The organism is Streptomyces sp. B21-105, assembly GCF_036898465.1.
Lineage (GTDB): Bacteria > Actinomycetota > Actinomycetes > Streptomycetales > Streptomycetaceae > Streptomyces.
The window spans coordinates 7,851,634-7,864,765 of sequence record NZ_JARUMJ010000001.1; the positions used below are offsets into that span (position 1 = coordinate 7,851,634).

The window sequence follows — 13,132 nt, forward strand, 5'->3', positions numbered from 1 at the left end:
CGCTCAGCCCTCCGGGATCTCGAACTTGCTGGTGCGCTGCATGCCGGCCGCCCGTCCCTTGCCCGAGATGACCAGCGCCATCTTGCGGCTGGCCTCGTCGATCATCTCGTCGCCGAGCATCGCCGAGCCCTTCTTGCCGCCCGCCTCCGACGTGCAGTAGTCGTACGCGTCCAGGATGAGCTCGGCGTGGTCGAAGTCCTCCTGCGACGGCGAGAAGATCTCGTTGGACGCTTCCACCTGGCCCGGGTGCAGCACCCACTTGCCGTCGAAGCCGAGCGCGGCGGCGCGCTGCGCGACCGCGCGGTAGCCGTCCACGTTGCGGATCTGCAGATAGGGGCCGTCGATCGCCTGGAGGTCGTTGGCGCGGGCGGCCATCAGGATCTTCATCAGGATGTAGTGGTAGGCGTCCGCCGGGTAGCCGGGCGGCTGCTCGCCCACGACCAGCGACTTCATGTTGATGGAGGCCATGAAGTCGGCCGGGCCGAAGATGATCGTCTCGACGCGCGGGGAGGCCTGCGCGATCTCGTTGACGTTGTTGAGGCCCTGGGCGTTCTCGATCTGCGCCTCGATGCCGATGCGGCCGACCTCGAAGCCCATGGTCTTCTCGATCTGCGTGAGCAGCAGGTCGAGGGCGACGACCTGCTGGGCGTTCTGCACCTTCGGCAGCATGATGCAGTCGAGGTTGGGTCCGGCCCCTTCGACCACCGTCACGACGTCACGGTAGGTCCACTCGGTCGTCCAGTCGTTGACGCGCACGACCCTGGTCTTGCCGGTCCAGTCGCCCTCGTTGAGGAACTTGACGATGGTGTGCCGCGCCTCAGGCTTGGCGAGCGGCGCGCACGCGTCCTCGAGGTCCAGGAAGACCTGGTCGGCCGGCAGACCTTGCGCCTTCTCCAGGAAGCGGGGGTTGCTGCCCGGAACGGCGAGACAGGAGCGCCGCGGACGAAGACGGTTGACAGTCATGCGGGGACCTCCAGGGGGTCGAGCTTGTTCGCTTTGCGGATCTCGTCGACGATGCGGCCGATGATCGAGGTGATGTCGAAGTCCTTCGGGGTGAAGACCGCGGCGACACCCGCGGCCCTGAGCTGCTCGGCGTCTCCATTCGGGATGATGCCACCGGCGATCACCGGGATGTCTGTGGCACCGGCCACACGCAGCCGTTCGAGGACGTCCGGGACCAGTTGGGCGTGCGATCCGGAGAGGATGGACAGGCCCACGGCGTGCACGTCCTCCTCGAGCGCCGCGTCCACGATCTGCTCGGGCGTCAGCCGGATGCCCTGGTAGACCACTTCGAAGCCGGCGTCGCGGGCCCGCACGGCGATCTGCTCGGCGCCGTTGGAGTGCCCGTCCAGGCCCGGCTTGCCGACCAGGAAGCGCAGCTTGCCGACGCCCATGTCCTTCGCGGTCAGGTCGACCCTGCGGCGGACGTCGGCCATGGCCGAACCCTCCTCGGCGGGGACCGCCACCGGCGCCGACGACACGCCGGTCGGCGCGCGGAACTCGCCGAACACCTCGCGCAGCGCCCCGGCCCACTCGCCGGTCGTGACCCCGGCGCGGGCGCACTCCAGGGTCGCCTCCATGAGGTTGGCGGTGCCCTTGGCGGCCTCCTTCAGCTTCTCCAGCGCCTTGCACGGGCGCGGGTGGTTGAAGGGCGGCTGGTACCGCGTGTCGCGCCAGTGCTGCAGGGAGGCGATGACGCGGGCCTCGACCGCCGGGTCGACGGTCTGGATCGCGGTGTCGAGATCGGCGGTCAGCGGGTTGGGCTCGGTCGTCTCGAAGACGTTGACCCCGATGATCTTCTCCTCGCCCCTCTCGATGCGGGCGCGCCGCTCCGCGTGCGAGGAGACCAGCTGCGACTTCAGGTAGCCGGACTCGACGGCGGCCATCGCGCCGCCCATCTCCTGGATCCGCTCGATCTCCGCGAGGGAGGCCTCGACCAGCTCGGCGACCTTCGCCTCGACGACGTGCGAGCCGGCGAAGATGTCCTCGTACTCCAGCAGGTCGCTCTCCAGGGCGAGGACCTGCTGGATGCGCAGGCTCCACTGCTGGTCCCAGGGCCGGGGCAGGCCCAGCGCCTCGTTCCAGGCCGGCAGCTGCACGGCACGCGCGCGTGCGTCCTTCGACAGCGTCACGGCGAGCATCTCCAGCACGATCCGCTGGACGTTGTTCTCCGGCTGCGCCTCGGTCAGGCCCAGGGAGTTGACCTGGACGCCGTAGCGGAAGCGGCGCTGCTTGGGGTTCTCGATGCCGTAGCGCTCGCGGGTGACCTGGTCCCAGATGCGGCTGAAGGCGCGCATCTTGCACATCTCCTCGATGAAGCGGACGCCCGCGTTCACGAAGAAGGAGATACGGGCGACGACGTCGCCGAACTTGTCGGCCGGCACCTGCCCGGAGTCCCGGACGGCGTCCAGCACGGCGATCGCCGTGGACATCGCGTAGGCGATCTCCTGCACCGGCGTGGCCCCGGCCTCCTGCAGGTGGTAGCTGCAGATGTTGATCGGGTTCCACTTCGGCATGTGGGAGACCGTGTACGCGATCATGTCCGTCGTCAGACGCAGGCTCGGCCCCGGCGGGAAGACGTGCGTCCCCCGGGACAGGTACTCCTTGACGATGTCGTTCTGGGTCGTGCCCTGGAGCAGGGTGATGTCCGCGCCCTGCTCCTCGGCGACGACCTGGTAGAGCGCCAGCAGCCACATGGCGGTGGCGTTGATCGTCATCGAGGTGTTCATCTGCTCCAGGGGGATGTCCTGGAACAGCCTGCGCATGTCGCCGAGATGGGCCACCGGCACGCCGACCCGGCCGACCTCGCCGCGGGCGAGGATGTGGTCGGAGTCGTAGCCGGTCTGGGTGGGCAGGTCGAACGCGACCGACAGACCCGTCTGACCCTTGGCGAGGTTGCGCCGGTACAGCTCGTTGGACGCCTCGGCAGTGGAGTGACCGGCGTATGTGCGCATGAGCCACGGCCGGTCCTTCTCCCGCTGTCCTGCGGCGGGCTGACGCTCAGTCATCTATGACCCCGGGTGTCTCAGATGTTACGGAAGCGGTTGATGGCGTCGATGTGCTGGGCGCGCTTGGCCTCGTCGCGCACGCCCAGGCCCTCCTGGGGGGCCAGCGCGAGGACGCCGACCTTGCCCTGGTGGAGGTTGCGGTGCACGTCGTAGGCGGCCTGGCCGGTCTCCTCCAGGGAGTAGACCTTCGACAGGGTCGGGTGGATCTTGCCCTTCGCGACCAGCCGGTTGGCCTCCCAGGCCTCGCGGTAGTTGGCGAAGTGCGAGCCGACGATCCGCTTCAGGGACATCCACAGGTAGCGGTTGTCGTACTCGTGGTGGTAGCCGGAGGTGGAGGCGCAGGTGACGATCGTGCCGCCCTTGCGGGTGACGTAGACGGACGCGCCGAAGGTCTCGCGGCCCGGGTGCTCGAAGACGATGTCGACGTCCTCGCCGCCGGTGAGTTCGCGGATGCGCTTGCCGAAACGCTTCCACTCCTTGGGGTCCTGGTGGTGCTCGTCCTTCCAGAACCGGTAGTCCTCGGCCGTGCGGTCGATGATCGCCTCGGCGCCCATGGCCCGGCAGATCTCCGCCTTCTGCGCCGAGGAGACGACGCAGATCGGGTTGGCGCCGCCGGCCAGCGCGAACTGGGTGGCGTAGCTGCCGAGCCCGCCGCTGGCGCCCCAGATCAGGACGTTGTCGCCCTGCTTCATGCCGGCGCCGTTGCGGGAGACCAGCTGCCGGTAGGCGGTGGAGTTGACGAGGCCGGGGGCCGCCGCCTCCTCCCAGCTCAGGTGGTCCGGCTTCGGCATCAGCTGGTTGGACTTGACAAGTGCGATCTCTGCCAGGCCGCCGAAGTTGGTCTCGAAGCCCCAGATGCGCTGCTCGGGGTCGAGCATCGTGTCGTTGTGGCCGTCCGAGGACTCCAGCTCGACGGAGAGGCAGTGCGCGACGACCTCGTCGCCCGGCTTCCAGGCGTTGACGCCCGGGCCGGTGCGCAGCACGACGCCCGCGAGGTCGGAGCCGATGACGTGGTAGGGCAGGTCGTGCCGCTTGGTGAGCTCGCTGAGCCGGCCGTAGCGCTCCAGGAAGGAGAAGGTCGACACCGGCTCGAAGATCGAGGTCCAGACGGAGTTGTAGTTGACCGAGGAGGCCATGACGGCCACCAGGGCCTCGCCCGGTCCGAGCTCGGGCACGGCCACCTCGTCCAGGTGGATCGACTTGCGCGGGTCCTTGTCGCGGGTCTCCAGGCCCGCGAACATCTCCGTCTCGTCCTTGTGCACGGTGATCGCGCGGTAGGACTCGGGGAGCGGCAGAGCGGCGAAGTCGTCCGAGGTGGACTCCGGCGACCGGATCGCGTCCAGGATCTTGTTCATGGTCACGGTGTTGCCTCCGGCGGTGAGCGCCCTGAGGGAGGGGCGCTGGGGTGTACGGCGGTGCTGCTGAGGGTTTTGGTGAGGTGCCGTCGGTTCGGCGGGGGTGGTTCGGCAGCGCTTTGTGGCGCGGGAGGTTGCCTGTGACGCAGGCGTCCGGGCGCGCGACCAGAGGGTTGCGGGGACAGCCGGCGTACGCATGGTCTCTGCACGCCGGCCGCCCGGACACCTTCAACGTATGACACCGCGTGTCACCTCGCAAGGCACTGAGTGCCAGAACTTCCTCTCAGCTGAAATCTTTACGTAACAAATGAGCGATGATCGATCGAACGGGGACGTAATTCCGCGCGAAAAGGTGCTCTGACATGCCAAAACGGCCACCCCGAGGGGTGGCCGTCATCACAGGGCGAAGGGGACCGCGGAGGGGGCGAAGGGGACCGCGGAGGGGCGCGGAGGGCTCTCAGCGCTCCTTGAGCGCCTGCTCGATGGTGCGCATGACCTCGTCCAGCGGCGCGTCGGTCCGGGCGACCGTCACCAGCACCTCGCCCTGCGCCGAGGAGACCGCCGCCGCGGCCGGCTGCGGGGCGCCGGCGCTGCCGCGGCCGGCTCCGATGCCCGTCCCGAACGTCTTGCGCACGATCGCGAAGGCGTGGTCGAGCTGCGACTCGACGTCGCCCTGGCCGCCCGCCCGCAGCCAGCGCCGCAGGACGTGGTTGTGGGCGGTGACCACCGCGGAGGCGGCGACCTCGGCGAGCAGCGGGTCGTCGTTGGCGTCGTCGTCGTGCGCGTGCTCGTCGAAGTGGCCGAGGAGATAGCGGGTGAACAGCCGCTCGTAGCGGGCCACCGACGCGATCTCGGCCTCGCGCAGGGTGGGCACCTCACGCGTGAGCTGGTAGCGGGCGACCGAGATCTCCGGACGCGCCGCGTACATCCGCATGACCTCTTTGATGCCCCGGCACACCGTGTCCAGCGGGTGCTCGTGCGCGGGGGCCGCGTTCAGCACGGCCTCCGCCCGGATCAGGGTGTCGTCGTGGTCGGGGAAGATCGCCTCTTCCTTGGAGCGGAAGTGGCGGAAGAAGGTGCGGCGGGCGACCCCGGCCGCCGCCGCGATCTCGTCGACGGTGGTCGCCTCGTACCCCTTGGTCGAGAACAGCTCCATGGCCGCGGCCGCCAGTTCTCGGCGCATCTTGAGCCGCTGGGCGGCCGCACGGCTGCCCGCGGCGCTCTCCGGCGCGTCGGGCGTGGCTGGTGTACGTGAGGACCTGGCGGGCTGGGACATGACCCGAACGTACTGCATGTGCGCAGCTCGGTGCGCGTGGCCGGGGTTGCCCCCGCCCTCGGCGGGCGGGGGCGCGCCCGCCGAGGGGTCGAGCAGACCGCCCCAGTCCTTTGCCGCCCGCAGCCCGTCGCCCGTCGGCCGCGGCCCGTCGCCGGCGCCGTCAGCGGCGGGCATATTCGCGGAAGCCGCGGCCGGTCTTGCGGCCGAGGCAGCCCGCGGCCACCAGGTGCTCCAGCAGCGGCGCCGGCGCGAGGCCCGGGTCGCGGAACTCGCGGTGCAGGACCTTCTCGATGGCCAGCGAGACGTCGAGTCCCACGACGTCCAGCAGCTCGAAGGGGCCCATCGGGTAGCCGCCGCCGAGCTTCATCGCGGCGTCGATGTCGTCCAGGGTCGCGTAGTGCTCCTGCACCATCTTGATCGCGTTGTTGAGGTACGGGAAGAGCAGCGCGTTCACGATGAAGCCCGCCCGGTCCCCGCAGTCGACGGCGTGCTTCTTGATCCGCGCGCACACCTCGCGGACCGTCGCGTGGACGTCCTCGGCGGTCAGCACCGTGCGCACCACCTCGATCAGCTTCATCGCGGGCGCCGGGTTGAAGAAGTGCATCCCGATCACGTCCTGCGGGCGCGTGGTGGCGCGGGCGCAGGCGACGACCGGCAGCGAGGAGGTCGTCGTGGCGAGGACCGCGCCGGGCTTGCACACCTTGTCCAGGGTCGCGAACAGCTGCTGCTTGACCTCCAGGTCCTCGGCGACCGCCTCCAGCGCCAGGTCGACGTCGGCGAACGCGTCGTAGGAGCCGGCCGGGGTGATCCGGTCCAGGATCTGCGCGGCGGCCTCGGCGGTGAGCCGGCCCTTGTCGACGGAACGGGCGAGAGACTTGCCGATCCGCGCCTTGGCGGTCTGCGCCTTCTCCTCGCTGCGGGCGGCGAGGACGACGTCGTAACCGGCCTTGGCGAAGACCTCGGCGATGCCGGAGGCCATGGTGCCGGAGCCGGCGACGCCGACCGAGGCGATGGGACGGCCCACTGTCCCGGTCCCGCCCGACAGCGGCGTCAGCGCGTCCGGGACGACCGTCGCGCTGCCCGGGGCCTCGTAGGTGTAGAAGCCGCGGCCCGCCTTACGGCCCGTCAGGCCCGCCTCGCTGAGCTGCCCCAGGATGGGCGCGGGGGCGTGCAGACGGTCGTGGGACTCGGCGTACATGGCCTCCAGGACCGTACGGGCGGTGTCGACGCCGATCAGGTCCAGCAGCGCCAGCGGGCCCATCGGCAGTCCGCAGCCGAGCCGCATCGCCGCGTCGATGTCCTCGCGGGAGGCGTACCGGGCCTCGTACATCGCGGCGGCCTGGTTGAGGTAGCCGAACAGCAGCCCGTCGGCGACGAAGCCGGGCCTGTCGCCGACCGCGACGGGCTCCTTGCCCAGATCGAGCGCGAGGTCGGTGACGGCGGCGACGGCGGCCGGGGCGGTCAGCACCGAGGAGACGACCTCGACCAGCTTCATGGCCGGCGCCGGGTTGAAGAAGTGCAGGCCCAGCACCCGCTCCGGGTGGGCCGAGTCGGCGGCGAGACGGGTCACGGACAGCGCGTTGGTGCCGGTGGCGAGGATCGTCCCGGGACGCACGATCGAGTCCAGCTCGCGGAAGATCTGCTGCTTGACCTCGTACGACTCCGGCGCCACCTCGATCACGAGGTCGGCGTCGGCCGCGGTGCGCAGGTCGGTGGAGACACGGACCCGGGCCAGGACGTCCGCGCGCTCCGGCTCGGTGAGCCGCCCGCGCCGCACGGAGCGGGCGGTGGAGGCCTCGAGCGCGGCGACGGCGCGCGCGGTCTGGATCTCGCTGACGTCGACGCCGATCACGTCGCGGCCGGCCGTGGCGAGGACTTCGGCGATGCCGGAGCCCATGGTGCCGAGGCCGATGACGGCGATCGTCTGGAGCGGGGACAGAGGGGTGTCGGACAGGGGAGCGGCCATCGCGGGACTCCAGGAATGAGGTGACGACTGGGAACGCCCCCGGTGCGCCGGGGGGCCTCGAGAAGGCCGGGCGCACCGGGTGCGGAGAAAAGGAGTGCGGGTGTGGTGCCGGGCTGCATGCGCACACGCCCGGTGCCGTCACTGCGGGCGTGCACACGCCCCATGACGAACAGAAGTTCCGACCGGCCCTGTCCCGTGGCCGGGTCGTACAGCGGTACACGGAGTGCACGTTGTGCACGCGATACCGAACCGCATCTCGCGGCGACTGCGTCACCAGGCCGCCACGAGGAGGTGCTGCGGGTGGGTGACCCGCTCGAATGAGCTTAACCGGTGGGTAACGAGCGCGCCAGCCCTCCGGCTGTGATGCACCTCCCTTCCAGGATGCCGCCCCTCCCTTCCGGGATGACCCACCGCCCTTCCGGGACGAGCCCTAGGCTCGGCGACATGGACGAAGAGTTGCGATCGCTCACGGAGCGCTTACGGCGGGAGTCGGGGGGCACGGCACTCTACGAGCAGCTCACCGCCATCGCCGACCCCGACGCACTGGCGCAGGTGCTCACCGAGCCGGGACAGCCGCTGTGGGCCCGTGAACTGGCCGCGTTCCGGCTGGGGGTGGCCGGGGACCGCCGCGCCTTCGAGGCGCTCGTCCTGCTGCTCAACCACCGCGACCCACCGCGCTGCGCCTGTGCCGCCCACGCGCTGGCCCGCCTCGACGACCCCCGCACCGCCCGCGCCGCGGCCGCCCTGGCCACCAACGAACTGCGCGTCGCCTACGCCCTGCAGCCCGTCCGGCTGCTGGTGCGACTGCGCGCACCGGAGTCGGTGCCCGCGCTGATCACGACGCTGCGGCGGCGGCTGCGGCCGCACGACCCCCACCGACGGGTGGCCCTCGCCTGCGTCGAGGGGCTGGGCGCGCTGGGCGACGGCCGGGCCCGCCCGGTGCTGACCGACGCCCTCGCCCACCCGGTCCTCGCCGAGGCGGCCGTGCACGCCCTCGCGCGGATCCCCCCGCAACGCTGACGTGCCCTCAGGTGGCCGCCGGGACGGGCCCCTTCAGGGGCAGTCGTCCGGTGAGGCGCATCTCCGGCACGGCGACGCCCGCCACCTCGAAGGGCTCCTCGGCGCCGTCCGCGTGAAGCCCGGCGCGTGCGTAGAAGCGGCGGGCCGCGACGTTGTCCCTGAGCACCCACAGCCGCATGGCCGGGTGGCCCAGGGCCTCGGCCCGCCGTGCGGCCTCCCCGAGGAGAGCGCCTCCCACGCCGGTGCCGATGTGCTGGACGGCGACGTAGAGCGCGTACAACTCGGCGTCGCCCGTGCGGACTTCGCCGTCCCGATAGGGGCCGAGGGCCGCCCAGCCCACCACCGTCCCGGCCCGCTCCGCGACCAGGTTCACCACGCCGGGCCCGGCCTGTCCGAAGCCGGTCCGGCGGTGCTCGGCGTCCTCGGCGACGCTCAGAGCGTCCAGGTACGACTGCGGCATCAGACCGCGGTAGGCCCACTGCCAGCCGCGCACGCGGATCTCCGACACCCGCTCGACGTCCGCGAGAGTCATCTCGCGCACCTGCGGGGCCGCCGTCGGCGTCATGCGCCAAGCACCGCGAACGCCTCGATCTCCATCAGGAACTCCGGGCGGACCAGCGCCGAGACCTGCACCGCCGAGGCGGCGGGAAGGCGGTCGTCGGGTATGTGCGCCGCCCGGGCCTCGCGGATCGCCGGCATATGGGCCATGTCCGTCACGAAGCAGGTGAGTTTGACGACGTCGTCGAAGGTGGCGCCGACGGCGGCCAGGCAGCGACGCAGGTTCTCGAAGACCTGCCGGGCCTGCGCCCGCGGGTCGCCCTCGCCGACCACCGCGCCGTGTTCGTCGAGCGCCAACTGGCCGGCGACGGCCACGAACCGGCCCGTGGCCGTCACCACATGCGCGTACTGCGTCGCGGGGGCGACACCGGCGGGGGCGGACATTCTGATGTGCTCGCTCATGAGTCCATGGTGGGCCACGGGTCCGACAACGCCCCCGACGGGTCGGGCGGGACCGCTCAGCCGCGGAAGCCCAGCAGCCCGTGCAGCGTGGAGCCGCGGGCCGAGGACTGGGTGACCTTCGAGCTCAGCGGCACGGGGTCGGGCTGCGCCGCGCAGACCGCGTCGGCCTCGCCGCTCCCGCGCGGCACCCTGCCGTCCGCCAGGTACGCCGCCAGGTGCTTGTCCAGGCAGGCGTTGCCGCTCAGCGTGATGCCGTGGTTCTGGCCGCCCTCCTCGACGACCAGGCTGGAGCCGCGCAGCAGCGTGTGGAGCGTCGCGCCGCCCTCGAACGGGGTGGCCGCGTCGTTGGTCGCCTGGAACAGCAGGACCGGCGGCAGCGAGCCGTTGGCGACGTTCACCGGGCCCCGCGGCCGGGCCGGCCAGAACGCGCACGGCGCGTTGTACCAGGCGTTGTTCCACGTCATGAACGGAGCCTTCGCGTACGCCGACCAGTTGTCCGCACGCCACGTGTCCCAGTCGCCCGGCCAGGACGCGTCCTGGCACTGCACCGAGGTGTAGACGCTGTAGCCGTTGTCCCCGGCGGCGTCGACGGCCGCCAGGTTCTTGTACGCCTTGACCAGCGGGCCGGTCTTCTTGTCGTGCGCGTACGCGGCGAACGCCTCGGCCAGGTGGGGCCAGTAGCCGTTGTAGTAGCCGCCGGGCAGGAAGGTGTCCTCCAGCTCCGAGGCGCCCACCCTGCCCTCGGCCGGCTTCTTCCCGAGGGCCGCCCGCATCGCGTACCACTTCGCCTCGACCCCCGCGGGGTCGGAGCCCAGCCGGTAGGTCGCGTCGTGCCTGGCGATCCACGCCATCAGGGCGCGGTGGCGGTCGTTGAAGGCGAGGTCCTGGGTGAGGTTGTCCGCGTACCAGACGCCGGTGGGGTCCACGACGGAGTCCAGGGCCAGCCGCCGTACCCGCTGCGGGTACAGCTTGGCGTACACCGCGCCGAGGTAGGTGCCGTACGAGTAGCCGAAGTAGTTCAGCCGCGGCGCGCCCACCGCCTCGCGGATCGCGTCCATGTCCTGGACCGCGCCGAGCGTGTCGATGTACGGCAGGACGTCGGCGTACTTCGTGGCGCAGGCCTCGGCGAAGGTCCGGGCGCGCGTCAGGTTGGCCTGCTCGATCGCCTCGGTGAGCGGCACCGAGTCCGGTCGGACGGCGGCGAAGTGGCCCGGCCTGCAGTTCAGGGCCGGGCTGCTCTTGCCCACCCCGCGCGGGTCGAAGCCGATGACGTCGTACTGCGCCGACACCGCCTTCGGCAGCGCCGAGGCGACGAATCCGGCGAGGCTCAGTCCCCGGCCGCCGGGGCCGCCCGGGTTGACCAGCAGCGGCCCCTGGTACGTCTGCGCGGTGTGCGGGACGCGGGACAGCGCCAGCGTGATCTGCTTCCCGCCCGGCCGCGCATGGTCGAGCGGCACCTTCAGCGAGGCGCACTGGAGCCTGGGCTGGTCGGTGGTGCCGCAGCTCTTCCAGGCGGGCTTCGCCGCGGGGGCGGGCGCCGACGGGTGCGACGGGCTCGCGCCGGCGGGCACGGCCGTGACGGTCGCGGCCACGACGACGACGGCGGCGCACAGCGAGGCTGCGCGTGGGTTCATGAAGTGCTCCCGGGACGGAGGTGGTCGGACCGCGCAGGTCACGGCCCCTGCCGGATCGTCCCGGAAAGTCCGTCCCTCTGAACCTGTTCCGGCGTCGGTTGACCCGTTCGGGTCGCCGGATGCGCTCGAACGCGCTCAGATCAGCGTCAGTTGCGTCGGTCCGGACCCGGTGGGCTCCTCCTCGGCCGGCCCGGGCTGCGGGATCCGGCGGGGCGTCCCGGCGCGCGTGGGTCCGATGCCGTACTCCTCGGCCAGCTCGTGCACCTGGCGGGTGATCCGCCGCTGGTACCACTTCGGGGCGTAGGCGCCGTCCGCGTACAGCCGTTCGTAGCGGCGCACCAGGTGGGGGTGGTGCTGGCCGAGCCAGGCCATGAACCACTCGCGGGCGCCGGGGCGCAGGTGCAGCGCGAGCGGGGTGACGGAGGTGGCCCCGGCGGCCGCGATCGCCCGCACGGTGGCGCGCAGTCGGTCCGGTTCGTCGCTGAGGAACGGGATGACGGGCGCCATCAGCACGCCGCAGCCGATGCCGTGCTCGGTGAGGGTCCGCACCACGTCCAGGCGCCGCGCCGGGGCCGGCGTGCCCGGCTCCACCGTGCGCCACAGCTCGGTGTCGGTGAAGCCGACGGAGACCGAGACACCGACCTCGGTGACCTCGGCGGACTGCCGCAGCAGGTCCAGGTCGCGCAGGATCAGGGTGCCCTTGGTCAGGATCGAGTAGGGGTTCGCCCGGTCGCGCAGGGCGGCCAGGATGCCCGGCATCAGCCGGTACCGGCCCTCGGCACGCTGGTAGCAGTCGACGTTCGTGCCCATCGCCACGTGCTCGCCGTGCCAGCGGGGCGAGGCCAGCTGACGGCGCAGCAGCTCGGGAGCGTTGACCTTGACGACGATCTGGGTGTCGAAGTCGATGCCGCTGTCGAGGTCGAGATAGCCGTGCGTCTTGCGGGCGAAGCAATACACGCACGCGTGCGTACAACCTCGGTAGGGGTTCACCGTCCACTCGAACGGCATCCGGGAGGCGCCCGGCACCCGGTTGAGGATCGAGCGGGCCCGGATCTCGTGGAAGGTGATGCCGGCGAACTCGGGCGTGTCGAAGGTCCTGGTCGTGACCGCGTCCGCACCGAACAGCGCGGCGTCGGCCGGCCGGTCGTGGCGGGTCTCCACGGTGAGGTTCTCCCAGCGCATGACGCCTCCTCGGTAGCACTGCCCCCATAATAGAACATGTGTTCCCATGATCGTGCGAGGGGTGTTCGGCGGCCTTTTTCGATCGACCCGCGATCACTGCCGGACCCCGATTTGGGCGGCCGTGAAGCGGGGTGGTTGGCTTGCCCCGAAGTCGAGGAACCCGAGGAACCCAGAGCAACCGGGCAACCCCGAAGAACCCTGAGCACCCCTGAGCAACACGGACCTGGAGGAACCCCCATGGCGCAGGTCGAGGCCACCACCGAGCGGGTCGTCGCGGCGGACCCGGAGAAGGTGTTCGACACGATCGCCGACTACAGCGGCACGCGCGCGAGGCTGCTGCCCGAGCACTTCAGCGAGTACGAGGTGCGCGAGGGCGGCGACGGCGAGGGCAGCCTCGTCCACTGGAGGCTCCAGGCCACCAGCAAGCGTGTGCGCGACTGCCTCCTGGAGGTCACCGAACCGACCGACGGCGAACTCGTCGAGAAGGACCGCAACTCCTCCATGGTCACGGTCTGGCGCGTCACCCCGGCCGGCGAGGGCAGGTCCCGCGTCGTGGTCACCACCACCTGGGACGGCGCCGGCGGCATCGGCGGCTTCTTCGAGCGGACCTTCGCCCCCAAGGGCCTCGGCCGCATCTACGACGTGATCCTCGCCAACCTCGCCGCCGAGGTCGAGAAGTAGTTCCCGCACCCCGGATGCCTCCCGCACCCGGACGTCTGCCGGTGCCGTGC

11 protein-coding genes are annotated in these 13,132 nt (G+C 71.3%); 2 read left to right on the forward strand and 9 right to left on the reverse strand.

Features of this window, described 5'->3' with window-relative positions:
* Positions 1–3: 3 nt before the first annotated feature.
* The 5 genes from QA802_RS35135 to QA802_RS35155 form a co-directional block, all read right to left on the reverse strand.
* Positions 4–963 carry an HpcH/HpaI aldolase/citrate lyase family protein gene (locus QA802_RS35135; RefSeq protein WP_334531414.1) on the reverse strand — a complete coding sequence of 320 codons (960 nt, stop codon included), beginning with the start codon at positions 961–963 and terminating at the stop codon, positions 4–6.
* A complete protein-coding gene (locus QA802_RS35140) occupies positions 960–3,008 on the reverse strand; it encodes an ethylmalonyl-CoA mutase (RefSeq protein WP_319170299.1) in 2,049 nt (682 codons plus the stop codon). The genes QA802_RS35135 and QA802_RS35140 overlap by 4 nt, the downstream gene beginning before the upstream one ends.
* 17 nt (positions 3,009–3,025) lie before the next feature.
* Entirely contained in the window at positions 3,026–4,363 is a 1,338-nt protein-coding gene (ccrA, locus tag QA802_RS35145) for a crotonyl-CoA carboxylase/reductase (protein ID WP_334535068.1), read from the reverse strand.
* Between the two features lie 457 nt (positions 4,364–4,820).
* Positions 4,821–5,639, reverse strand: a complete 819-nt coding sequence (locus QA802_RS35150; protein ID WP_334535070.1) for a TetR family transcriptional regulator — start codon at positions 5,637–5,639, stop codon at positions 4,821–4,823.
* Positions 5,640–5,799: 160 nt separating this feature from the next.
* Positions 5,800–7,605, reverse strand: coding sequence for a 3-hydroxyacyl-CoA dehydrogenase family protein (locus QA802_RS35155; RefSeq protein ID WP_334531417.1), 1,806 nt, complete (start codon positions 7,603–7,605; stop codon positions 5,800–5,802).
* A 444-nt stretch (positions 7,606–8,049) separates the two neighbouring features.
* Here QA802_RS35155 and QA802_RS35160 point away from each other — a divergent pair, with 444 nt between their 5' ends.
* Positions 8,050–8,625 (forward strand): adenylosuccinate lyase, encoded by a 576-nt coding sequence (locus QA802_RS35160; protein WP_334531420.1) that lies wholly within the window; start codon positions 8,050–8,052, stop codon positions 8,623–8,625.
* A 7-nt stretch (positions 8,626–8,632) separates the two neighbouring features.
* Here QA802_RS35160 and QA802_RS35165 read toward each other — a convergent pair whose 3' ends face one another.
* From QA802_RS35165 to QA802_RS35180, 4 genes are all read right to left on the reverse strand, one after another.
* On the reverse strand, positions 8,633–9,190 hold the full coding sequence (locus QA802_RS35165) for a GNAT family N-acetyltransferase (protein ID WP_334531422.1): 558 nt from the start codon (positions 9,188–9,190) through the stop codon (positions 8,633–8,635).
* Positions 9,187–9,585: a RidA family protein gene (locus tag QA802_RS35170; RefSeq protein ID WP_334531425.1), complete on the reverse strand. Its 399-nt coding sequence runs from the start codon at positions 9,583–9,585 to the stop codon at positions 9,187–9,189. The genes QA802_RS35165 and QA802_RS35170 overlap by 4 nt, the downstream gene beginning before the upstream one ends.
* Positions 9,586–9,641: 56 nt before the next feature.
* A complete protein-coding gene (locus QA802_RS35175; RefSeq protein WP_334531428.1) occupies positions 9,642–11,219 on the reverse strand; it encodes an alpha/beta hydrolase in 1,578 nt (525 codons plus the stop codon).
* A 135-nt stretch (positions 11,220–11,354) separates the two neighbouring features.
* Entirely contained in the window at positions 11,355–12,401 is a 1,047-nt protein-coding gene (locus tag QA802_RS35180) for an Rv2578c family radical SAM protein (protein ID WP_334531431.1), read from the reverse strand.
* 237 nt (positions 12,402–12,638) lie between these two features.
* Here QA802_RS35180 and QA802_RS35185 point away from each other — a divergent pair, with 237 nt between their 5' ends.
* On the forward strand, positions 12,639–13,082 hold the full coding sequence (locus QA802_RS35185; protein ID WP_334531434.1) for an SRPBCC family protein: 444 nt from the start codon (positions 12,639–12,641) through the stop codon (positions 13,080–13,082).
* The last annotated feature ends 50 nt before the right edge of the window (positions 13,083–13,132 follow it).

What these genes read in the sequence shown, in the direction of transcription:
- QA802_RS35155 (WP_334531417.1), bottom strand. Translation starts at nt 7,605, where the DNA reads ATGGCCGCTCCCCTGTCCGACACCCCTCTGTCCCCGCTCCAGACGATC.
- QA802_RS35140 (WP_319170299.1), bottom strand. Translation starts at nt 3,008, where the DNA reads ATGACTGAGCGTCAGCCCGCCGCAGGACAGCGGGAGAAGGACCGGCCG.
- QA802_RS35175 (WP_334531428.1), bottom strand. Translation starts at nt 11,219, where the DNA reads ATGAACCCACGCGCAGCCTCGCTGTGCGCCGCCGTCGTCGTCGTGGCC.
- QA802_RS35150 (WP_334535070.1), bottom strand. Translation starts at nt 5,639, where the DNA reads ATGTCCCAGCCCGCCAGGTCCTCACGTACACCAGCCACGCCCGACGCG.
- QA802_RS35185 (WP_334531434.1), top strand. Translation starts at nt 12,639, where the DNA reads ATGGCGCAGGTCGAGGCCACCACCGAGCGGGTCGTCGCGGCGGACCCG.
- ccrA (WP_334535068.1), bottom strand. Translation starts at nt 4,363, where the DNA reads ATGAACAAGATCCTGGACGCGATCCGGTCGCCGGAGTCCACCTCGGAC.
- QA802_RS35180 (WP_334531431.1), bottom strand. Translation starts at nt 12,401, where the DNA reads ATGCGCTGGGAGAACCTCACCGTGGAGACCCGCCACGACCGGCCGGCC.
- QA802_RS35135 (WP_334531414.1), bottom strand. Translation starts at nt 963, where the DNA reads ATGACTGTCAACCGTCTTCGTCCGCGGCGCTCCTGTCTCGCCGTTCCG.
- QA802_RS35170 (WP_334531425.1), bottom strand. Translation starts at nt 9,585, where the DNA reads ATGAGCGAGCACATCAGAATGTCCGCCCCCGCCGGTGTCGCCCCCGCG.
- QA802_RS35160 (WP_334531420.1), top strand. Translation starts at nt 8,050, where the DNA reads ATGGACGAAGAGTTGCGATCGCTCACGGAGCGCTTACGGCGGGAGTCG.
- QA802_RS35165 (WP_334531422.1), bottom strand. Translation starts at nt 9,190, where the DNA reads ATGACGCCGACGGCGGCCCCGCAGGTGCGCGAGATGACTCTCGCGGAC.